The following is a 19217-nucleotide window of genomic DNA, read 5'->3' on the forward strand; positions in this document are numbered from 1 at the left end:
CCATCGCACGCGAGGATGCTTGCCGTCTTCGCGCAGCCCGGCCTATGCCGGACCGATGCAGCTTCCCCTCGGCGAAGACCCGCGCACCGAAACGCTCAGGCGGCTTCAGCCGCTGCTGGTCCAGCGCTTCGGGCGCATAGAGCGCGCGCCGAGGGAGCGCCGCGCGCCGGAATGGGTGCTGGTGCAGGGCGTGATCGGCGCGCGCACGAAGTCGGAAATCTCCAACGAGGCGACCGACAGCCTGCTGGGGAAATATGGTAGCGGGGAGGCGGTGGCCGAAGCTCCGCTCGAAAATCTTCAGGCAGACCTGAGCACGCAAACCTATCCCAACATGGCGGCCGAGCGACTGAAAGCCTGCCTCACGGATCTGGTCGCCCGCCGTGGCGCGGTGGACCTGTCGCACCTCGAAGCGATGGACACGCAAGCCGCGATGGACTGGCTGGAGCAGCTGCCCGGCATCGGCCGCAAGATCGCGGCGGGGGTGATGAATGCCTCCACGTTCGACCGGGCGGTACTGGTTCTCGATTCGCACCATCGCCGCATCCTCCAGCGCATGGGGCTGGTGCCGCCGAAGGCCGACACCGCGCGCGCCTACGCCGCGATCATGCCCGCCATGCCGCCCGAATGGAGCGCGGCGGATTACGACGAGCATCACCTGCTGATGAAGAAGGTCGGGCAGACCTGGTGCCGCCCGGGCAGCCTCGATTGCGCAAACTGCGTGGCGCAGGCGCTGTGCGAAACGGGTCGTGCCTCGACGGGCTGATCTTCGCGGCCTTTCATGGAACCACGCCGCGCCGCCATGTTTTGCGATTGGCAGAGCAGCAGACGGAGGCCCTATGTCAGATCCCATTCGCCTGATCGTCGAAGACTATGGCTGGATCCACCGCGGGATCGGCCTGTTCGGCAATCTCGCCTTTCTGGTCGGCTCGGTGCTTTTCCTGCCCGCGTTCGAGGCATGGAAGACGATCGGGGTATGGCTGTTCATCGTCGGCGCTGCGGCCATGTTCGTCGGTGCGCTGGGGCAGTTCTTCGTGAACCTTGGCGACGGGGACGACTGAGAGCGCCCGGCCTGCCTACCAGGCGTGGCCCCTTTCGATCGCCCGCGCTTCGGCCGCGCTCGTTTCGCGGCCGAGAACATCGTTGCGATGGGGGAAGCGCCCGAACTGCGCGATCATCGCGTAATGGTCGCGCGCGAAAGACAGGGCCCCGCCCAGCCGCGCGAAGAGCATGAGGCTCAGCCGCTGGTCGGCGATATCCTCGCTATGCATGAAGGGCATGAAGAGAAACTGGCGTTCGTCCCTCGTGAGGGAGCGATGCCAGCCACGGCGCAGCACCTGCGTGGCGATTGCGCGTGCGAGCGGATCGCTCGCATAGCTTTGGGCCGAGCCGCGAAACAGGTTGCGTGGCACCTGATCGAACAGAAGCACGGCGGCCAGCGCCCCGCGCGGCGAATCCAGGAAGCTGGCGGCGGGGAGATGGCGCAGGGCGTGCCATTCGCGCGCGAAGCGGCGTCTCAGTTCGGAATCGACGCTGGAGTCGGAAGCGTACCAGTCGGAAGGGCCGAGCGTGCGGAACCAGAAATGGTGCAGCTCGGCCATCCATGGGCGCGCGAGCGCGGCTATCGGATCAGCCCTCTTCGCGGACGCGTTCGTAGGGGATGAAGTCCGTGAGGAAGATCACGCCGCTGAAGGTGTTGGACCCGCGGTCGCGCGTGGTGATCTGCGTCGTGCGGCAGATGTTGGGCGTCGGATTCCTGAGCACGAGGTAATCGTGATCGTCCAGGCTTTCCGGATCGCTCGTGTAATTCACGTAGATCGTGCTGCCCGCGTCATAGACTAGCGCGGTCTCGTCGATCACGTACAGGCGTGCGTTGGGGCGGTGCATCACGCAGTTGGTGGGTTCACCTGCAACGCGGCCTTCGAGAAGCTTGGCTAGCTTTTGCTCGCCGCGATCCATCTTGGCGGTTTCGGCCTGGGTGTCGTTTTGGGCCGCGGCTGGCACTGCGAGTGCAAGGGCGGCCAGGGCGGGGAGTGCTGAGCGCAGTTTCATGGTGTCGTCCTTTCAGGAGGTGCGGATACCGCATCCGTCCTGAACAACGCCTGATCGCGGCGTAAGGCTCCGCAGACGCCGCGCGCCTCAGTGCCCCGGGTCGGCGCCTTCGCTGATGTCGGGCAGCGCGGCCTGGTCCACGCCGTCGGCAGGGCCGCCTTCCAGCACGAATCGCCGGTCGCAATAGCCGCAATCGACATAGCCGTGCTCGTCGATCTCGAGATAGACCTTCGGATGGCCCAGCGCGGCGGGCTTGTAATTCTTGCCCGAGCGGATGTCGGTCGCCCCGTCGCACCATACACGGCGGGTGAGGACCTTGGAGATTTCGGGTGGCGGCGGCATCGGCATGGCTGTGTCGCATATCTTCGCGCTCGCCCCCGGGCAAGAGGGTCGCGCACGACCATGCGCAACATCGAGGCAATTCAAACGGCTGGAAATGCTTTCGCGCGCGCACTAGGGCGGGGGCATGCAGGATCGCCCAGCCATCTCGATCAAGAACCTGACCAAGCGCTACGCCCCCAACAAGGGCGAGGGGGAGGGCAAGCTTGCCCTGAAAGGCGTCAGTTTCGATGTGCCGCAAGGCGGCGTGTTCGGGCTGCTCGGCCCCAATGGCGCGGGCAAGTCCACCCTCATCAACATTCTGGCGGGCCTCGTCAGCCGCACCGGCGGCAGCGCGGAAATCTGGGGCTTCGACACAGCGAAGAACCCGCGCAACGCCAAGCGCGCAATCGGCATCGTGCCGCAGGAGATCGTGTTCGATCCCTTCTTCACCCCGTTCGAAGTGCTGGAGAACCAGGCGGGCTTTTACGGCGTGCCGAAATCCGAGCGGCGGAGCGAGGAGCTGCTGAAGGCGGTGCGCCTGTGGGACAAACGCGATGCCTATGCCCGCACGCTATCGGGCGGGATGAAGCGCCGCCTGCTGATCGCCAAGGCCATGGTGCACTCCCCGCCGATCCTCGTTCTGGACGAGCCGACGGCGGGCGTCGATGTCGAGCTGCGGCGGCAGTTGTGGGAACTGGTGACGGAACTGAACGATCAGGGCGTCACCGTGGTGCTGACCACGCATTACCTCGAGGAAGCCGAGGAATTGTGCGACCGGATCGCCATCATCAACCATGGCGAACTGATCGCGGACAAGCCGACCCGCGATCTGGTGGGCATGGCGCGCGAGAAGATCATCCGGCTGGAGGTCGACAAGGATCTGGCCGGCCCCCCGATGGACGATGCGTTCACCCGCGCCGAAGTGACCGCGCCGCGGACGCTCGAGGAGACTTACGACCGCGACACGATGACGGCGGGCCAGGTGCTGACCATCGTGCAGGGCCACGGCTACGCGATCGAGGATGTCTCGACGCTGGAGCCCGATCTGGAAGACGTGTTCGTTCAGCTGACCAGCTGACCGGTCCGGGGAACGCAAGACCGGTCAACCGATCGCCACCTCCGGCCTGCCGCATTGGGGCCGGCGGAAAGCGGGCCTTTTCGTTAATATTTTCCGCTCGCGCGATAACCTTTGGTCAATGCATCCTCGTTAATGCGGCGGAGTGAGAAGATTCTCATCTCTTTCAAGGGTTTCGGCCCGCTCTGCCGGCGCCGTGTGGGGCGTGGCTGCCGTATTGCTCACGTTTGTCGCGACCCCGGCCTCGGCGCGTTGCACGGGCAGCATCGATCCGGTCGTCGCCCAATTGGAACTGGAGGCGGGGCGCAATCCCGCTGCTGCAGCCGAACAGATCGCGCGACGGATCGCCAGGACCGACAAGGCCAATACGCGCCGGCTGGCAGAGCTGCATCTGGTCCAGTCGATCGCGTTGAGCATGGGCGGGATGGACCCGGCGCCGGCGTCGAAAAAGGCGGGTCGCGTCGCCAGCGCCCTGCCCGATGGCGATCCCGTGAACCTGATGGTGCGGATGGATGATTACTTCCGAACGCAAGCCGGTCCGGAAAAGCAGAGCAAACTGGCCTCTATCGAGCGCGACTACCGGGCGCTGCCGGATGGCAGCGATGCGAAGGCCTGCCTGGCGATCGATCTGGCCTACGACCTCGCCGTGCAGGAAAATCCGCGCCGGGCCTTCATCTTTGCAAGCCAGGCCTATCGCAACAGCGCGGGCAAGGGCCAATCCATCGCGCATGCGCAAGCAGCCACGATGCTCGCCTTCCTCGTCTCCTCCGGGCATGACTTCGATTATGCGAAGAGCCTGAATTCCGAAGCGCTCAAGACATATCTTGCGCTCGACCTGAGCGATCTGGCGGCAAACGAGCTGGTCCTGCGCGGCTATACCCACCTCGCCGATGGCGACTGGCAGCGTGCCATCCGTGACTTCGAGGCTTCGGCGCAACAGGCGCATAGTTACGGCAACGAATATGCCGTCGATTATGCACAGCTGGGCGTGTGCCGGGCCGCGCTCGAGGGGGGTGCGCTGGGCAAGGCAGCACCTGCGTGCGAGCGCGCCTATCAGGGGCTGGCGAGGCCGAACGAGCGCATGTCGTTCCCGGCGACTGCGCAGATGGCCCAGCTTCGCGTTGCGCAAGGCGATGAGAGGCAGGCCCTCTCGCTGATTGATCCGCTGATCGCCGAAGGACGGGGCGATACCCCGGCCGAAGACTGGGCCGAAGCGCTCAAGACCCGCGCGCAGGCGCTTTCCGCGCTTGGCCGCAATGCGCAGGCCTATGCCGACATGCACCAGGCCAACGAAGTGCTGGAAGAATATCGCAGGGACGAACTTCAGAGCGGGGTGGCTGCCTTGCAGGCCCGCTTCCAGACCGAGGTATTGCAGAAACGCCTCTCCGCCGAAGAGCGGGCGAGCGAGGCGCGTCTGCGGCTCGCCATCGCGGTGATCGTCGGCTCGATTACCGCGCTGCTGCTGCTCGGCACGCTGATCTTCTTCCTGTTGCGCCACCGCCGCCGCTTCCGCCGCCTGGCGATGACCGATCCGCTGACCGGGCTTTCCAACCGGCGCGCGGCGCTGGAAAAGGCAGCGGAGGCGCTGCGCATCGTGGGATCGGCAAGGCCACGCGCTTCGGTGGCGCTGTTCGATATCGACCACTTCAAATCCTGCAACGACCGGTTCGGGCACGATGCGGGCGACCGGGTGCTCAGCGAATTTGCGCGGATCGTGGAAGACAGTGTCCGCCCGACCGATATCGTGGGGCGCTGGGGCGGGGAAGAGTTCCTGGTGATCTTCCCTGCGACGAATGCGGCGCAGGCCGCGCGCATCATCGATCGGGTCCGTATCCGGGCCGAGCGCGAGGCGTTCGACTTCGCGCCCGATTACCGCCTGCGCTTCAGCGCCGGGGTCGCCATGCTCCACGAGACGGACGACAGCATGGACGATTGCGTCAAGCTGGCGGACAAGCGCCTCTATGCGGCCAAGGCGCAAGGCCGGGACCGGACCTGCGCGAGCGGCCATGCGGAGGATCCCGGATTGCCGCCGGCACAATTGCCCGAGCCCGTCGAGCCCGCGCAATCGAGGCCCGTCAAGGCGGCCTGACCTTCGCGGCGCGGCCCGGCAATCACGCAAAACGTTGCAGCCGGGCAATGCTGAGGCCATGACGCGGGGATGACCGAAACCCACGACGTGCTCGTCATCGGGTCGGGCGCCGCAGGTCTGACCGCGGCGCTGGCCCTCGCGGAAGAAAAGAAGGTGCTGGTGCTCGCCAAGGGCTCGCTCACGGGCGGCAGCACGGCGTGGGCGCAGGGCGGCATCGCCGCCGTGCTCGACGCGGGCGATACGTTCGAGAATCACGTTCACGACACGATGGTGGCGGGCGCCGGGCTGAACGACCGCGACACGGTGGAATTCGTGATCGAACGCGCGCCGCATGCGATCGACCGGCTGATCGAACTGGGCGTGCCGTTCAACAAGGAAAGCGGGGCGCTGCACCTCACGCGCGAGGGCGGCCATTCGCATCGCCGGATCGTGCATGTGAACGATGCGACCGGCTGGGCGGTGCAGGAGGCGCTGCTCAGGGCGGCGGAGGCCAACCCCAACATCACCATGCTGCCCGGGCGCAGCTGCATCGATCTGATCACCGGGCGGCACGAGACGCGCTATTCGGGCGCGGGGCAGATTTGGGGCGCCTACGCGCTGAACGAGAAGACGGGCAAGGTGGAAGCGCATGTCGCGCGGGCCACCGTGCTGGCAGCGGGGGGCGCAGGCCGCTGCTACCTGTTCTCCACCGCGCCGCGCGGCGCGACCGGCGATGGCATCGCGATGGCATGGCGGGCGGGCGCGCGCGTTTCCAACATGGAAATGATGCAGTTCCACCCCACCTGCCTGTACAACCTGGAGGTCAAGAACTTCCTCGTCACCGAGGCGGTGCGCGGCGAAGGCGGGCGGCTGTTCAACCCGCGCACCGGCGTGCGCTTCATGGAGCAGTACGATCCCGAAAGGATGGAACTGGCCCCGCGCGACATCGTCGCCCGTGCGATCGATGCGGAGATCAAGCGCTTCGGGCTCGACTACGTCCATCTCGACATCAGTCACCGCGAACCCGAGTTCGTGAAGGAGCATTTCCCCACGATCCACGAAAAGCTGCTGGGCCTGGGCATCGACATGACGACGCAGCCGATCCCCGTGGTGCCCGCACAGCACTATACCTGCGGGGGCGTGCTGGTGGACCTGTATGCGCGCACCGACCTGCCGGGCCTTTGGGCCGCGGGCGAATGTACCGAGAGCGGGCTGCACGGGGCCAACCGCCTCGCGTCCAACTCCCTGCTCGAATGCTTCGTCTTCGGTGAGGCGGCGGCGCGCGATATCCTGTCGATGTGGGACGAACTGGACGCCCCGCCCGAAATTCGCCCGTGGGACGCCAGCCGCGTCACCGATTCGGACGAAGAGGTGGTCATCAAGCAGAACTGGACCGAGATTCGCCGCTTCATGTGGAACTATGTCGGCATCGTGCGCACCACCAAGCGGCTGGAGCGCGCAGCCAACCGCATCCGCCTGCTGCAGTCCGAGGTGGAGGATTACTACGGCCAGTTCCGTGTGACGACGGACCTGATCGAGCTGCGCAACCTGCTGCAGGCGGCCGATCTGATCGTGCAATGCGCGCTCAAGCGGCAGGAGAGCCGGGGCCTGCACTTCACGCTCGACCATCCCGAAACCGATCCGGTGGCGCGCGATACGGTGCTGCTGCCGCGCTGACGGAGCAGCGCGACTTGATAATGGTTAGTTTGTGGCCGGATCGTGGCGGGCGCCCATTAGTGGGGTGAACCGCCCGTCGTGGTGGAGGCAACAGCAAGGAATTATCATGAAGAAGCTCGCAATTTTCGCCGCCCTTCCCGCCGCCGCCCTCGCGCTCAGCGCGTGTGGCGAAGACAGCGCCGTCGAAGAGCAGGGCGACATGCTTGAAGAGCGCGCCGACGAAGTCGAGGATTATGGCGACGATACCGCCGCTGCCCTCGAAGAGCAGGCCGACGAAGCCAGCACCGATGCCCGCGAAGACGCACTGAACGAGCGTGCAGAGGAAATCGACGACATCGGCGACGAGCGTGCCGACGAGATCAACGAAGTCGCCGACGAAATGGAATAAGCATCTGCGTTCGCTGTCACGCGAACGAATCCGGATGTCATATCGAGAGGGCCTTCGCGCATCCGCGCGGAGGCCTTTTTCGTTGGAACCGGCGCCTGTGCCGCGAACCCAAGGAAGCGACGATAGGCAAGCGGAAGTTTTTCACAGATTGATCGCCGCCCGGTCCGCGCGGCGAATCGCCGGGGGGCTTGGCTTTGGCCTTTCGTCCAGACTCTTCGCAGCGTCGCTTTGCCGATTTTGCCCGCCGCTCCCCTTGCGCCATCCGGCCACCTGATTCATGTTCGCAACCCTTCGCGATGCGGATGAAGACCGGAGCCAAGGTTCGGCAAATCGGCACGCAGAGGCACCAGGGTGACGCTCGCAACAGGCGGGGCGCGTCACACGTGTCTTTGCGCGACGAACCGGGATTCCCCGCAGAAGACATTCAAGCGAAGGTGGGGCGCGCGGATCGCGGTTTCACCGGGAAATGCTTTAGGGGCGAATCCATGGAATTCAGCACTGGCGAAACCGATATGACCGATACGGACGAAGGCACGGTGCGGCCCGCGAGCAAGGCCGCTTCGAAAGCCAAGGCGAAGGGCCAAGCGAAGGCAATTGCGATGGACAAGAACGATTCAGGTTCGGAACAGCTGGTGGAAACCGCCGCAGCGGACGCGATGGCCAAGGCCGTCGCCGCCAGCGGCGCGGGCGATGCCGTGCCCGACAGCAAGAAGGTCAATCCGCGCCGGTTCGAGATCGTGACCGATTCCTCGCGCGATGCCAACCTGACCGAATTCGGCAAGGAAACGCTCAAGGATCGCTACCTGCTGCCGGGAGAGGAATTCCAGGATCTGTTCGCGCGCGTGGCCGACGCCTACGCCGACGATCAGGAGCACGCGCAGCGCCTGTACGACTATATCTCGAACCTGTGGTTCATGCCCGCCACCCCGGTGCTGTCGAACGGCGGCACCGCGCGCGGCCTGCCGATTTCCTGCTACCTCAACTCGGTCGAGGACAGCCTCGACGGGATCGTGAACACCTGGAACGAGAACGTGTGGCTCGCTTCCAAGGGCGGCGGGATCGGCACCTACTGGGGCAATGTGCGCGGGATCGGCGAGCCGGTCGGCCTCAACGGCAAGACCAGCGGCATCATCCCCTTCGTGCGCGTGATGGATTCGCTGACGCTGGCGATTTCGCAGGGTTCTCTGCGGCGCGGTTCTGCAGCATGCTATATCGATATTAACCATCCGGAGATCGAGGAATTCCTCGAAATCCGCAAACCCAGCGGCGATTTCAACCGCAAGGCGCTCAACCTGCATCACGGCGTTCTCGTCACCGACGAGTTCATGGAAAAGGTGCGCGCAGGCGAGGAATTCGACCTCGTCTCGCCGCGCGACGGCTCGGTGCGCAAGACGGTCGACGCGCGCAGCCTGTTCCAGAAGCTGGTCGAGACGCGGCTGGCCACGGGCGAGCCCTACATCGTGTTCTCCGACACGGTGAACCGCATGATGCCCAAGCATCACCGCGATCTGGGGCTGAAGGTTTCGACCTCCAACCTGTGCAGCGAAATCACGCTGCCGACGGGCCGCGACCACCTGGGCAATGATCGCACGGCGGTGTGCTGCCTGTCCTCGCTCAACCTGGAAAAGTGGGACGAGTGGAACACCGACAAGCAGTTCATCGAGGATGTCATGCGCATGCTCGACAACGTGCTGCAGGACTATATCGACCGCGCCCCGCCAGAAATGGCGCGCGCCAAGTATTCCGCCGCGCGCGAACGCAGCGTCGGCATGGGCGTGATGGGCTTCCACTCGTTCCTGCAATCGAAGAACCTGCCGCTTGAAGGGCCGATGGCGAAGGCGTGGAACATCAAGATGTTCCAGCACATCTCGACCGCGGCCAACGAAGCCTCGATGGTGCTGGCGCACGAGCGTGGGCCGTGCCCCGATGCCGAGGAAATGGGCGCGATGGAGCGCTTCAGCTGCAAGATGGCAATCGCGCCGACCGCGTCGATCTCCATCATCTGCGGCGGGACCTCGGCCTGCATCGAGCCGATCCCGGCAAACATCTATACGCACAAGACCCTGTCGGGCAGCTTCATCGTGAAGAACCCGTATCTGCAGGAACTGCTGGCTAAAAAGAGCAAGGATTCGACCAATGTGTGGAATTCGATCCTCGAACGCGGCGGCAGCGTTGCGCATCTCGACTTCCTGACGCCGGAGGAGAAGGCGGTCTACAAGACCAGCTTCGAGATCGACCAGCGCTGGCTGCTCGAATTCGCGGCCGACCGTTCGCCGATGATCGACCAGGCGCAGAGCCTCAACCTCTTCATCCCCGCCGATGTCGACAAGTGGGACCTGATGATGCTCCACTTCCACGCGTGGGAGAAGAAGATCAAATCGCTCTACTACCTGCGCTCCAAGAGCATCCAGCGCGCGGGCTTCGCGGGCGGCGTGGAGGCGGACAACACCTCCGAAGCTGCGAAGTACGAGCTGGCCGCAGGCACGGGCGAGCAGACCGACTACGAGGAATGCCTCGCCTGCCAGTAAGTCCGGCAGGGGAAGCGCGGATCTGAAGGGCGACGCGAAGGGGCGGCCATGGACATTCTTCCGGTCGCTACGATCATCGTTGCCGTGCTCGTCATCGCCGTGGCGATCTACACGATCCGGGTGCCGCAGGAGCGACGCTCGAAGATCATGCTGCTGCTTGCAGCGCTGCTCATGCTCATGGCGGTGATGCTGCTGTTCGTCTCCCAGGGCTATTGACCCCGCATATGAAAAACCCCGGCGCGCCGCGATGGCGTGCCGGGGTTTTGTTTCGGAGCCGGTTATCCGGCTCGCCTCTCCAGCTGCTTATACAGTGGTTGCCTTGTTGCCGAGGCCGACGGGCAGCGGCGTGCCTTCCTTCAGGACGACGCGGTTGTCTTCCAGCGAATCCACCGCGTCCAGCGCGATGAAGTGGTGCTGATCGTCCATCGCGTCGGACTTGGTCAGCTTGATGCGCTCGTCTTCGACTTCGTCCACCGTGCCGACGTGCTGCTTGGTGGCATCGACGACTTCCATGTGTTCCTTGATACGAATCTTCTCGAACATAAAATGCTCCAATCTTGTCTTTATTTTCAAGGGCCTGCTTGGGCCCGCCTTACATGAACACAATGGATGGAGCGGGGGATTCGTTCCGGCCCGGGGCCAAAGGCGGTAGTCGGGCCCCGGCTTGCGGAGGTGCGGAGCGTGGGGCATGTTTTGCGCCATGGGGGAAGATGCGGCTTTTCATATAGGCGCAGCGGAGATCACGCAGGGCGATCTGTGGCTGCTTGCCATTGTCACACTGGTGGTACCTGTCGCCCTGCTGTTCCCGTGGGCGATGTGGCACCTGCGGGGCTGGCGCATCCGCAAGGCGCGCGCGGGAGGCAAGCACGACATTGCCGACGTGCTCGCGCTCGATCACGATGAGGACGCCCCACCGAAATCGCCGGCAACCCTTGTTCCCCGGGCAGCGCTGATGATGATCGGGGCGCCCCTGCTGATCGTCTTTCAGGAAAACCTCATGGACGAGCTGGAGCATATGATGGGCAAGGGCTGGGGCTTCACCGCGATGGCCCTCACCAGCGGCTTCTTCCTCGCGTGCGGGTGGATGTGGGCCAAGGTGAAGCGCAATGCGATGTCGCCCGAAGAACTCGCCGCGATCGAGGAAGACGAAGAGCACCAGAGCTGGATGCGCGCCTTCTTCAACGAACCGGCCGCGGGTCTCGGCGCGGCGATAGGTATCGGCATCGTGATTGTGGTCGTAGTGCTGTCTTTGTTGATCGGCGGATTGCCCGGCTAGGCGTGATCTGGGTCAAAGACCGTAGCACCGCGTACTGCTTATCCCCGATCCATTCGCCCCGCTTGCTATCGAATCACCGCTGTGATTCCTTATGTTGGTACATCCAGTCAGACCGTAAACACCGAAGAAGGCCCACGCGCCCCGGAGAACCACCAATGTCGCTGCTCGAAGCCCGCAAGACCTACAAGCCCTTCGAATATCCCTGGGCGTACGACTTCTGGAAGCGCCAGCAGCAGGTCCACTGGATGCCCGAGGAAGTGCCGCTGGGCGAGGATTGCCGCGACTGGGCGCAGAAGCTTTCGGATCACGAGCGTAACCTGCTCACCCAGATCTTCCGCTTCTTCACCCAGGCCGATGTCGAGGTGCAGGACTGCTATCACGAAAAATACGGCCGGGTCTTCAAGCCGACCGAGATCAAGATGATGCTCGCCTCGTTCTCCAACATGGAGACGATCCACATCGCGGCCTACAGCCACCTGCTTGACACGATCGGCATGCCCGAAAGCGAATACGGCATGTTCCTCGAATACGAGGAGATGAAGGACAAGCACGACTACCTGCAGCAGTTCGGCGTCGACACGGACGAGGATATCGCCCGCACGCTCGCCGCGTTCGGCGGCTTCACCGAAGGCATGCAGCTGTTCGCCAGCTTCGCGATGCTGATGAACTTCCCGCGCTACAACAAGATGAAGGGCATGGGGCAGATCGTCAGCTGGTCGGTGCGCGACGAAAGCCTGCACTGCGAAGGCATCATCCGCCTGTTCCACGAATTCGTGCGCGAGCGGGACTGCTACACCAAGGCGGTGAAGGAAGACATCATCGACATCTGCCAGAAGTCGGTGCGGCTGGAAGACAACTTCATCGACCTCGCCTTCGAGATGGGCCCGGTTTCCGGCATGACCGCGAAGGAAATCAAGAAGTACATCCGCTACATCGCGGACTGGCGGCTGGGCCAGCTGGGCCTGCAGCCGATCTACATGATCGACGAGCACCCGCTGCCCTGGCTGACCCCGCTGCTGAACGGCGTGGAGCACGCCAACTTCTTCGAACAGCGCGCGACCGAATATTCCAAGGGCGCCACCAAGGGCGACTGGAACACGGTGTGGAGCACCTTCGACAAGCGCCAGGGCGCCGGCAAGGCCGCGAACGAGGAAGAGGCCGACGACGGCCCGGGCCTGTTCGGGGATGATGCTGGGGGCGTGCAAGCGGCGGAGTAGTGGCGTTTGCTTGAGCTAGAAGTTGAGGTCCAAGAACAGTATGACCGAAATTTAACTAAGCTAGAGCCGATCCAAGAATTTGGTCGGCCTATACTCTCTGTGGGCGACGTGCTGCGATCGCATTTTTTAATTGCTAATCACTTCTATTTAGAAGGTACAGGGATTGGTGGTATCGGTGTGAAGTCGCCAAACCTTCTGGAATCAGCTGTATATCGTCAAGTCGCTTCCTTCGGCGGCGAAAAGAAATGGGATACGGTATTTGATGCAACCGCGACGCTGATGTTTGGCATAATCAAAAATCATCCATTCTACGACGCCAATAAGCGCACGGCCTTTCTGACATCTTTATATCAGCTTTACGACGCCGGATACTGTCCGTCAGTCCATGAAACTAAGTTTGAGGATTTGACGGTTCAAATAGCAGAGAACGCTCTGACGAAGTTTCGCCGGTATAGAGATTTTCTCAAGCAAGGTGTGGATGATCCTGAGATAAGATTTGTTTCTAAATGGCTCAGAGACAATACTAGAAAGCTAGATTCCCGAACTTATCAAATCACCTATCGCGAGCTCAAGGGGATACTTTCGGGCTTCGGCGTGGAATTAGAAGATCCCCACGGCAACAGAATTGATGTTGTCCGATACGTTCAAAAGCAAAGAGGTTTTGGGCTCCTCAAGCCATCAACCCAGCGCGTTCGGCTGGGCACGATAGGTTTTCCTCGTTGGGGCGCTAAGGTTGCTCACGGAGAAGTTAAAAAGGTAAGAGCGCTTACCGGTCTTTCATATAGCGATGGCGTGGATTCGGCCGCCTTTTTTAAGGGAGTTGATCCGATGCAATCACTCATCGCAACTTACAATGAGCCTCTAATCAGATTGGCCGATCGTTAAAAAGTTCTCAATTGATACTGGTTCGGCGTACCAGCAACCGCGCAAGGTGATCGGCCTGCGAAATCGCGTCGCGACTCATTCCGCCGAACTCGCCGAGAATTGGAGGCGCGCCGAGGCGCTGCTACCTCTGGAGCAGATACCCGGAGCCGATCAGAATGATTAAGCTAACCCACGTCGAACGAAGCGGGCCGCGGTGCCTGTCTCTTGCCTTCTCCGACTGCAGCCATGGCGAGTGGTCGGCGAAAGACCTGCTCACCACGCAAACCGTCCTGACCAAACCTCTTTCGGACAGAGCGTTCTTCGAACGTGCCTTTATCAGCTTCGGCGCGCTGGGATGCCCCAATGGGCTCGAACTCTCGGCAGAGTCGCTCCATCGGAAGCTGGTCGACGCAGACAGGCTCTCCTCCGCAGAAGCAACCTGATACCTCAACACCACGCCTTCCCGGCGCCGCCCCACCGCGCAGCAACACCCTCCGCCACCAGCGCATCCACCGCGCTCGATCCGCCGCGCGCCAGCACGCGTAGCTTGCGGCCGTAGCGGTCTGCGTCGCGCCCGTCGGGGTTGGGGTGCACTTCGAATGCGCCTGCGTTGAGCCACACGGTCAGTCGCTCGGTCGCGCGCTGTCCGGCGATCCGCTCTGCCTCGCAGTCGGGATCGAACACCTCGGGCGCATCGATATCGGCGATGCGGATTTTCACATCGTTCAGCCAGATCGTGTCGCCATCGACCACGCAGGTATGGCGTTCGCCGCCGATGCAGGGGCCGAACCGCTTCTCGACCCGCTGCACCTCCGCCGCCGCCTGCGAGTTCTGTGGCGTCGCGCTCAGGCTGGGCAAGCCGTCGTGCAGCAGGATGGCGGTGAACACCGCCAGCGGCGCGGCCACCAGCACCAGGCCCAGCCCGCGTGCGGCGTCCCACCAGGCTGCGCGCTTCGTCTTGCGCGAAGGCGCAGCCGGGCGCGCGCCCGGGTCGCCGTGTGACGCGGAGCGGAAGGAGGGGCGGCGAAAGGAGACGGGATCGCCCATGCCCCGCTATCGGGGGCAAGGTCTCAAGGGCCGATTAAGCCTGATCCTTAATGCGCCCCTACCGGGGTGAAAGGCGTCTAACTCTCAGAAAAGCCACGTCTTCGGACGGGGCATGGACCGCCGGTTGGCCGCATTGGCGAGCGAGAGGATGCTGCGCACGCAGTACCACACGAACATCAGGAAGCCGATGCCGACGCCGCCGAAGATCGCGGCGATAATTCCGGCGGGCGGCTCGTGCGGGGCCGCGTCGATCGCCGTCTGGTCGGCAAAGGCGGGCCCGGCGGTGGTCGCCACGGCCAGCGCGATGACCGCGCCGAACACCAGCAGGCACACCCAGAAGCCGATCCAGAAGGTGCGGATGAGGTAGGTGAAGTGCGTCTCCTCCCACTCGGTCACGTCCGCGTCGTTGCGCCATACGTAGGCGAGGATCAGGCCGATCAGCACGCTGAAGCCCGTGAACAGGTTGGCGAGGTAGAGGATCGCCACGATGATCGGGCGGTAGAGCGTTACGCCCGTATCGGGCTCCGCCCCGGCCGCACCCTCGCCATTGCCCGCGTAGTCATCGCTCATCTGCGCTCTCCCCCCTTCGCCCGGCCTCGTACCGGCCACCGCCGGACCTTATAGCCCAGGCAGGCCCTGCGGGAAACTGCGCGGCTTGCCATCGCTGCGGCGCGGTGCAAGATTTGCCGCCAGCCTTGTCCTCACAGGAGAATCGCCATGGCCGTTCGTTTCGCCCCTGCCGCACTCACGCTTACCGCCGCGCTTTGTCTTGCCGCCTGCGGCGAGCCCGAGGAAACCACCTACGAGGTCGACGCCGTCGACAAGAGCGGCGGCGAGCTGATCGTGGCCGACGAGGATGCCCAGGGCGTCCCGGTGAATGTGCCCGAAACCGAGATGACCAACGTGCCGCCCGAAGAAATGGCGGAAGACGAAACGGCGCAGGAAAGCGATACCACCGAAGAATAGGCCGCAGCGCGCGGCGTCTTTCGCCCGTCGCGCCTGCGTGCCCGCCGCCCGCGCCTGCCGTTCTGGCGCTGTCCTACAGGCACCGCGCTGCGCTATGTCTGCGGCCATGACGGTCGCCCCCCCCGCACGTGCTGCCCCGACGCGCGCCTTCGCGCCGGGAGCGGCGGTTTGCTCCCGGGGCGTTTTTCGCCTCCTAGACACTGTGTCAGGTGTGTCAGGTGTGTCAGGTGTGTCAGGCGCGCGGCAGGCCGCTCGCCGGGGAGCGCGCGGAACCTCGGCCCGCTGCCGCTTGTTGGAAGGGCAAGCCGCCTTGCGCGGACATCCCTCAGCAACAGGAGCAAGCACCATGGCCGACGACGATGTGATCGAGAAGAAGAGTTCGAGCAAATGGCTCTGGATCGCGGTGATCGCGGTTCTCGCACTGGTGGCGATCATGGTCTTCGTGAACGCCGATGGCGATGATCCGGACCTGCCCGATAGCGCGGTTACCACGACCGAAGAACGGCTCGACACCGATCTGAGCGACGAATCCGAACTCACCACCGAAGCGATCGACGATGTGAACGGCATCGATCCCGTCGCGACCGTGGCCCCCGAAGGCGCCGAGGCGGAGGGCGATGCGCCCGAAACCGCGATCGATACCCCGCAGGACGAGTAGGACGGCGAGGCGGGGCGTGTGGTCCCGCCTTCCCAAACCGCGCGAGCCCCGCTAGCGCGCGGGGCATGAGCGAGAGTCCACCGGTGAACGGCGGGGGCGCGGCCCCCCGCAATGCAGGCCCGAATGCGGGCCTCGATGCAGGCGCAAAGGCCAGCGTGCTGATAGAGGCGCTGCCCTTCCTGCGCCGCTATGCCGGGCGCACCTTCGTGGTGAAGTACGGCGGGCACGCAATGGGCGACAACGCCGCTGCGGCCAGCTTCGCGCAGGACATCGTTCTGCTGAAGGCGGTCGGCATCAATCCCGTGGTCGTCCATGGCGGCGGCCCGCAGATCGGCGCGATGCTGGAACGCGTGGGCGTGGAAAGCCGCTTCGTCGATGGTCTGCGGGTGACCGACGAGGCCACGGTGGAGATCGCCGAAATGGTCCTGTCCGGCGCGATCAACAAGCAGATCGTCGCCGCAATTCACGCCGCGGGCGGTCGTGCGCTGGGCCTGTCGGGCAAGGACGCAGGGCTGGTGAAGGCGCGCAAGGTCAGCCGCGATACGCGGGTGGAGGACAGCGCGATCGAACAGCTGGTCGATCTGGGCTTCGTGGGCGAGCCTGCAGAGATCGACCCGCAGGTGATCGAAATGGCCACCGCCAGCGGCCTCATCCCGGTCATCGCCCCCATCGGTGCGGGCGATAATGGCGAAACCTACAACATCAATGCAGACACGATGGCCGGCGCGCTCGCCGGGGCGCTGGGCGCGGCGCGGCTGCTGCTGCTGACCGATGTGGCGGGCGTGCTCGACGGCGACGGGCAACTGGTGAGCGAACTGGACGAGGCCAGCATCGAAAAGCTGCGGGCCGAAGGCGTCATCACCGGCGGCATGATCCCGAAGCTGGAAACATGCCTCGCCGCCACGCGCGAAGGGTGCGAGGCAGCGGTCATCCTCGATGGGCGGGTGGAACATGCCATGCTGCTGGAGTTCTTCACCGCAAGCGGCGCGGGCACGCTCGTAAGAGCCGTCCAAAACGGCTAGGCCTGCGGGCGAACCGCACCCTTGCCTTCGCATATTGGCGTATTACTCTTGTAAGACGCTACCGAAAAACGCTCAGGAGACCGGGCCGCCATGCAAGCCCTTTTCGCCATCTACAACATCGTCGAATTGCTCACGAACGTCTTCGTGATGCTGATCATCGTGCAGTTCGTGATCGGCCTGCTGCTCGCCTTCAACGTGGTCAGCCAGGGGAACGACTTCGTGGTTGCGATCTACCGTTCGATCAATTCGCTGCTCGATCCGGTGCTCAGGCCGATCCGCAACCTGCTCCCGCAGACCGGCGCGATCGACTTCTCGCCGCTGGTGCTGATCATCGTGCTGCAGATCTTCCTGATCATCCTCGGTTCGGTGATCGGAGGCCTGGCGTGAGCGCACAGATCATCGACGGAAAGGCCTTCGCGGCCAGTCTGCGCGAGCGCGTCGGCGCGCATGCGGCCACCTTTGCCGAGAAGGCGGGCCGCAAGCCTGGCCTCGCCGTGGTGCTGGTGGGAGAAGACCCGGCCAGCCAGGTCTATGTCGGTGCGAAGGGCAAGGCGACGCTGGCCGCCAACATGGAGAGCTTCGAGCACCGCCTGCCTGCCGACACATCGCAGGACGATCTGATCGCGCTGGTCGAGCAGCTGAATGCCGATCCGGCGGTCGACGGCATCCTCGTCCAGCTGCCACTGCCGGGCGATCTCGACGAACAGGCGGTGATCGCGGCGATCGATCCGGGCAAGGATGTCGACGGTTTCCATGTCGAGAGTGCGGGGCGGCTGATGGTCGGGCGCGAAGGGTTCGTGCCGTGTACGCCGCTTGGCTGCATCATGCTGCTGCAGGACCGGCTGGGCGATCTTTCGGGCCTGAACGCGGTTGTCATCGGGCGCTCCAACATCGTGGGCAAGCCCATGGCGCAGCTGCTGCTGGACGCAAACGCCACCGTCACCATCGCGCATAGCCGAACGAAGGACCTGCCCGAGGTCGTCCGCCGTGCGGATATCGTGGTCGCCGCGGTGGGTCGTGCCGAGATGGTCAAGGCGGACTGGATCAAGCCCGGAGCCACGGTGATCGATGTCGGCATTAATCGCCTTGCGCCTGCCGAGGGCGAAAAAAGAGGGCGTCTGGTGGGCGATGTCGAGTTCGCGGGCGTCAAGGATGTGGCGGGCGCGATCACGCCCGTCCCCGGCGGGGTCGGCCCCATGACCATCGCGGTGCTGCTGCGTAACACGCTTGTCGCGGCGCACGCGCATGAGGGGCTCGAACCGCCGGAGGGCCTGTGAAGCCAGCGCACACTTTCGCCGCGACGATCCTCGCCGGTTGCATGCTGGCCGCTTGTGCGGGCCCATCGGGTCCGCGCACCCCACGCGACGTAATCGACCGCGCGCTGGGCAGCGCGCCCTATGCAGCCCAGCCCGGCGAGATCGTCGCGCGCGAAGTGGAATACCAGCTCGCTGCGCGCGAACGGGGCCAGTATACCGCGATGCTGGACTTCGCCGCAGGCGATGCGGTGGTGCATGGGCGAAACGGGCCCGTGCCTGCGCGCCCGGTCTTCTCCAGCCTCCAGGACCCCGAAACCACCATCGAGTGGAGCCCGCGCACGGTCATCATGAGCTGCGATGGCAATCTGGCCGTCAGTTCCGGCCGTTACCGGGAGCCCGAAGGCTTCGTCGGCACCTTCGTGACCGTGTGGGAGCGTGACGACAGGAACGACGATTACGAGTGGAGCTACGATGTTGCCGGGCGCGACGATCCGCAGCCGCCGCCCGAGGTCATCGACGAGGATGCGATCGTCGTCACCGCGATCGATACGATCCGCGGGCTGGTGGCGGACTGTCCGCGCGCGGGAACGACGGTGCCCGCGCCGCCGGTGATCGAACCTGCCGCAGGTGCCAGCCACGGCCAGGAGGTTTCGCCCGACGGAACCCTGCGCTGGTACTGGGAGCACCGGGCCGATGGAACAAGATACGCCCGCGGCGACTTCTACACGTCCGGCGCGTGGGATACGGTGATCGAGCGATCCTTCGCCTCGCCGCCGGAATGACCGAAGCCGAACCCTAGGCCCGC

24 protein-coding genes are annotated in these 19217 nt (G+C 64.3%); 18 read left to right on the top strand and 6 right to left on the bottom strand.

What is annotated here, in order from left to right; genetic code table 11:
• Window positions 1-55: 55 nt before the first annotated feature.
• Together ADAD_RS0101165 and ADAD_RS0101170 are read left to right on the top strand one after the other, a co-directional pair.
• Window positions 56-763: an endonuclease III domain-containing protein gene (locus ADAD_RS0101165; protein ID WP_010408345.1), complete on the top strand. Its 708-nt coding sequence runs from the start codon at window positions 56-58 to the stop codon at window positions 761-763.
• Between the two features lie 73 nt (window positions 764-836).
• Window positions 837-1058, top strand: a complete 222-nt coding sequence (locus ADAD_RS0101170) for a YrhK family protein (RefSeq protein ID WP_010408347.1) — start codon at window positions 837-839, stop codon at window positions 1056-1058.
• A gap of 15 nt (window positions 1059-1073) precedes the next feature.
• On the opposite strand, the gene ADAD_RS0101175 is transcribed toward ADAD_RS0101170, so the two are convergent.
• The 3 genes from ADAD_RS0101175 to ADAD_RS0101185 all read right to left on the bottom strand — a co-directional run bounded on the left by ADAD_RS0101175 (window position 1074) and on the right by ADAD_RS0101185 (window position 2391).
• Window positions 1074-1598, bottom strand: coding sequence for a DUF924 family protein (locus tag ADAD_RS0101175; RefSeq protein ID WP_010408349.1), 525 nt, complete (start codon window positions 1596-1598; stop codon window positions 1074-1076).
• A 28-nt stretch (window positions 1599-1626) separates the two neighbouring features.
• Entirely contained in the window at window positions 1627-2049 is a 423-nt protein-coding gene (locus ADAD_RS0101180; RefSeq protein ID WP_029139812.1) for a hypothetical protein, read from the bottom strand.
• A gap of 87 nt (window positions 2050-2136) precedes the next feature.
• A complete protein-coding gene (locus ADAD_RS0101185) occupies window positions 2137-2391 on the bottom strand; it encodes a zinc-finger domain-containing protein (RefSeq protein ID WP_033193114.1) in 255 nt (84 codons plus the stop codon).
• Window positions 2392-2515: 124 nt separating this feature from the next.
• On the opposite strand from ADAD_RS0101185, the gene ADAD_RS0101190 reads away from it, so the two are divergent.
• The 6 genes from ADAD_RS0101190 (at window position 2516) to ADAD_RS16940 (ending at window position 10322) form a co-directional block, all read left to right on the top strand.
• The gene (locus ADAD_RS0101190) at window positions 2516-3448 is read left to right on the top strand and encodes an ABC transporter ATP-binding protein (RefSeq protein WP_010408354.1); all 933 of its coding nucleotides are present in this window, start codon (window positions 2516-2518) and stop codon (window positions 3446-3448) included.
• Between the two features lie 202 nt (window positions 3449-3650).
• On the top strand, window positions 3651-5534 hold the full coding sequence (locus tag ADAD_RS0101195; protein WP_237700704.1) for a GGDEF domain-containing protein: 1884 nt from the start codon (window positions 3651-3653) through the stop codon (window positions 5532-5534).
• 69 nt (window positions 5535-5603) lie between these two features.
• Window positions 5604-7190, top strand: a complete 1587-nt coding sequence (nadB, locus tag ADAD_RS0101200; protein ID WP_010408358.1) for an L-aspartate oxidase — start codon at window positions 5604-5606, stop codon at window positions 7188-7190.
• A 106-nt stretch (window positions 7191-7296) separates the two neighbouring features.
• Window positions 7297-7578 (top strand): hypothetical protein, encoded by a 282-nt coding sequence (locus ADAD_RS0101205; protein ID WP_010408359.1) that lies wholly within the window; start codon window positions 7297-7299, stop codon window positions 7576-7578.
• A 485-nt stretch (window positions 7579-8063) separates the two neighbouring features.
• A complete protein-coding gene (locus ADAD_RS0101210) occupies window positions 8064-10106 on the top strand; it encodes a ribonucleoside-diphosphate reductase subunit alpha (protein WP_010408361.1) in 2043 nt (680 codons plus the stop codon).
• A gap of 48 nt (window positions 10107-10154) precedes the next feature.
• The gene (locus tag ADAD_RS16940; protein ID WP_010408363.1) at window positions 10155-10322 is read left to right on the top strand and encodes a hypothetical protein; all 168 of its coding nucleotides are present in this window, start codon (window positions 10155-10157) and stop codon (window positions 10320-10322) included.
• Window positions 10323-10409: 87 nt separating this feature from the next.
• Here ADAD_RS16940 and ADAD_RS0101220 read toward each other — a convergent pair whose 3' ends face one another.
• Window positions 10410-10649, bottom strand: a complete 240-nt coding sequence (locus tag ADAD_RS0101220; protein WP_010408364.1) for a DUF2171 domain-containing protein — start codon at window positions 10647-10649, stop codon at window positions 10410-10412.
• A 157-nt stretch (window positions 10650-10806) separates the two neighbouring features.
• Between ADAD_RS0101220 and ADAD_RS0101225 the strand changes: the two genes are divergently transcribed.
• The 4 genes from ADAD_RS0101225 (at window position 10807) to ADAD_RS0101235 (ending at window position 13906) form a co-directional block, all read left to right on the top strand.
• On the top strand, window positions 10807-11382 hold the full coding sequence (locus tag ADAD_RS0101225) for a hypothetical protein (RefSeq protein ID WP_010408366.1): 576 nt from the start codon (window positions 10807-10809) through the stop codon (window positions 11380-11382).
• Window positions 11383-11537: 155 nt separating this feature from the next.
• Window positions 11538-12599, top strand: coding sequence for a ribonucleotide-diphosphate reductase subunit beta (locus ADAD_RS0101230; protein WP_010408368.1), 1062 nt, complete (start codon window positions 11538-11540; stop codon window positions 12597-12599).
• A gap of 6 nt (window positions 12600-12605) precedes the next feature.
• Window positions 12606-13484 carry a type II toxin-antitoxin system death-on-curing family toxin gene (locus tag ADAD_RS16480; protein ID WP_083825528.1) on the top strand — a complete coding sequence of 293 codons (879 nt, stop codon included), beginning with the start codon at window positions 12606-12608 and terminating at the stop codon, window positions 13482-13484.
• Window positions 13485-13639: 155 nt separating this feature from the next.
• Entirely contained in the window at window positions 13640-13906 is a 267-nt protein-coding gene (locus tag ADAD_RS0101235; protein ID WP_010408372.1) for a hypothetical protein, read from the top strand.
• 4 nt (window positions 13907-13910) lie between these two features.
• Here ADAD_RS0101235 and ADAD_RS0101240 read toward each other — a convergent pair whose 3' ends face one another.
• The gene (locus ADAD_RS0101240; protein WP_010408374.1) at window positions 13911-14510 is read right to left on the bottom strand and encodes a thermonuclease family protein; all 600 of its coding nucleotides are present in this window, start codon (window positions 14508-14510) and stop codon (window positions 13911-13913) included.
• Window positions 14511-14594: 84 nt separating this feature from the next.
• Entirely contained in the window at window positions 14595-15080 is a 486-nt protein-coding gene (locus ADAD_RS0101245; protein WP_010408376.1) for a DUF4870 family protein, read from the bottom strand.
• A gap of 147 nt (window positions 15081-15227) precedes the next feature.
• On the opposite strand from ADAD_RS0101245, the gene ADAD_RS0101250 reads away from it, so the two are divergent.
• From ADAD_RS0101250 to ADAD_RS0101275, 6 genes are all read left to right on the top strand, one after another.
• Window positions 15228-15476, top strand: coding sequence for a hypothetical protein (locus ADAD_RS0101250; protein ID WP_010408381.1), 249 nt, complete (start codon window positions 15228-15230; stop codon window positions 15474-15476).
• 346 nt (window positions 15477-15822) lie between these two features.
• On the top strand, window positions 15823-16134 hold the full coding sequence (locus ADAD_RS0101255) for a hypothetical protein (protein WP_010408384.1): 312 nt from the start codon (window positions 15823-15825) through the stop codon (window positions 16132-16134).
• 65 nt (window positions 16135-16199) lie between these two features.
• Window positions 16200-17156, top strand: a complete 957-nt coding sequence (gene argB, locus ADAD_RS0101260) for an acetylglutamate kinase (protein ID WP_010408388.1) — start codon at window positions 16200-16202, stop codon at window positions 17154-17156.
• 90 nt (window positions 17157-17246) lie between these two features.
• Window positions 17247-17543 carry a YggT family protein gene (locus ADAD_RS0101265; protein ID WP_010408392.1) on the top strand — a complete coding sequence of 99 codons (297 nt, stop codon included), beginning with the start codon at window positions 17247-17249 and terminating at the stop codon, window positions 17541-17543.
• Window positions 17540-18433, top strand: a complete 894-nt coding sequence (folD, locus tag ADAD_RS0101270) for a bifunctional methylenetetrahydrofolate dehydrogenase/methenyltetrahydrofolate cyclohydrolase FolD (protein ID WP_010408395.1) — start codon at window positions 17540-17542, stop codon at window positions 18431-18433. Before ADAD_RS0101265 ends, folD begins: the two co-directional genes overlap by 4 nt.
• Complete coding sequence (locus ADAD_RS0101275) at window positions 18430-19194, top strand: hypothetical protein (protein ID WP_139020290.1); 765 nt, start codon at window positions 18430-18432, stop codon at window positions 19192-19194. Before folD ends, ADAD_RS0101275 begins: the two co-directional genes overlap by 4 nt.
• Window positions 19195-19217 lie beyond the last annotated feature (23 nt).

Source organism: Citromicrobium sp. JLT1363 (genome assembly GCF_000186705.1).
In the GTDB taxonomy this organism is placed as follows: domain Bacteria; phylum Pseudomonadota; class Alphaproteobacteria; order Sphingomonadales; family Sphingomonadaceae; genus Alteriqipengyuania.

What these genes read in the sequence shown, in the direction of transcription:
- ADAD_RS0101205 (WP_010408359.1), top strand. Translation starts at nt 7,297, where the DNA reads ATGAAGAAGCTCGCAATTTTCGCCGCCCTTCCCGCCGCCGCCCTCGCG.
- ADAD_RS0101245 (WP_010408376.1), bottom strand. Translation starts at nt 15,080, where the DNA reads ATGAGCGATGACTACGCGGGCAATGGCGAGGGTGCGGCCGGGGCGGAG.
- argB (WP_010408388.1), top strand. Translation starts at nt 16,200, where the DNA reads ATGAGCGAGAGTCCACCGGTGAACGGCGGGGGCGCGGCCCCCCGCAAT.
- ADAD_RS0101255 (WP_010408384.1), top strand. Translation starts at nt 15,823, where the DNA reads ATGGCCGACGACGATGTGATCGAGAAGAAGAGTTCGAGCAAATGGCTC.
- ADAD_RS0101235 (WP_010408372.1), top strand. Translation starts at nt 13,640, where the DNA reads ATGATTAAGCTAACCCACGTCGAACGAAGCGGGCCGCGGTGCCTGTCT.
- ADAD_RS0101175 (WP_010408349.1), bottom strand. Translation starts at nt 1,598, where the DNA reads ATGGCCGAGCTGCACCATTTCTGGTTCCGCACGCTCGGCCCTTCCGAC.
- ADAD_RS0101220 (WP_010408364.1), bottom strand. Translation starts at nt 10,649, where the DNA reads ATGTTCGAGAAGATTCGTATCAAGGAACACATGGAAGTCGTCGATGCC.
- nadB (WP_010408358.1), top strand. Translation starts at nt 5,604, where the DNA reads ATGACCGAAACCCACGACGTGCTCGTCATCGGGTCGGGCGCCGCAGGT.
- ADAD_RS0101225 (WP_010408366.1), top strand. Translation starts at nt 10,807, where the DNA reads ATGGGGGAAGATGCGGCTTTTCATATAGGCGCAGCGGAGATCACGCAG.
- ADAD_RS0101170 (WP_010408347.1), top strand. Translation starts at nt 837, where the DNA reads ATGTCAGATCCCATTCGCCTGATCGTCGAAGACTATGGCTGGATCCAC.
- ADAD_RS0101265 (WP_010408392.1), top strand. Translation starts at nt 17,247, where the DNA reads ATGCAAGCCCTTTTCGCCATCTACAACATCGTCGAATTGCTCACGAAC.
- ADAD_RS0101190 (WP_010408354.1), top strand. Translation starts at nt 2,516, where the DNA reads ATGCAGGATCGCCCAGCCATCTCGATCAAGAACCTGACCAAGCGCTAC.
- ADAD_RS0101185 (WP_033193114.1), bottom strand. Translation starts at nt 2,391, where the DNA reads ATGCCGCCGCCACCCGAAATCTCCAAGGTCCTCACCCGCCGTGTATGG.
- ADAD_RS0101250 (WP_010408381.1), top strand. Translation starts at nt 15,228, where the DNA reads ATGGCCGTTCGTTTCGCCCCTGCCGCACTCACGCTTACCGCCGCGCTT.
- ADAD_RS0101180 (WP_029139812.1), bottom strand. Translation starts at nt 2,049, where the DNA reads ATGAAACTGCGCTCAGCACTCCCCGCCCTGGCCGCCCTTGCACTCGCA.
- ADAD_RS0101165 (WP_010408345.1), top strand. Translation starts at nt 56, where the DNA reads ATGCAGCTTCCCCTCGGCGAAGACCCGCGCACCGAAACGCTCAGGCGG.
- ADAD_RS0101230 (WP_010408368.1), top strand. Translation starts at nt 11,538, where the DNA reads ATGTCGCTGCTCGAAGCCCGCAAGACCTACAAGCCCTTCGAATATCCC.
- ADAD_RS16940 (WP_010408363.1), top strand. Translation starts at nt 10,155, where the DNA reads ATGGACATTCTTCCGGTCGCTACGATCATCGTTGCCGTGCTCGTCATC.
- ADAD_RS0101210 (WP_010408361.1), top strand. Translation starts at nt 8,064, where the DNA reads ATGGAATTCAGCACTGGCGAAACCGATATGACCGATACGGACGAAGGC.
- ADAD_RS0101240 (WP_010408374.1), bottom strand. Translation starts at nt 14,510, where the DNA reads ATGGGCGATCCCGTCTCCTTTCGCCGCCCCTCCTTCCGCTCCGCGTCA.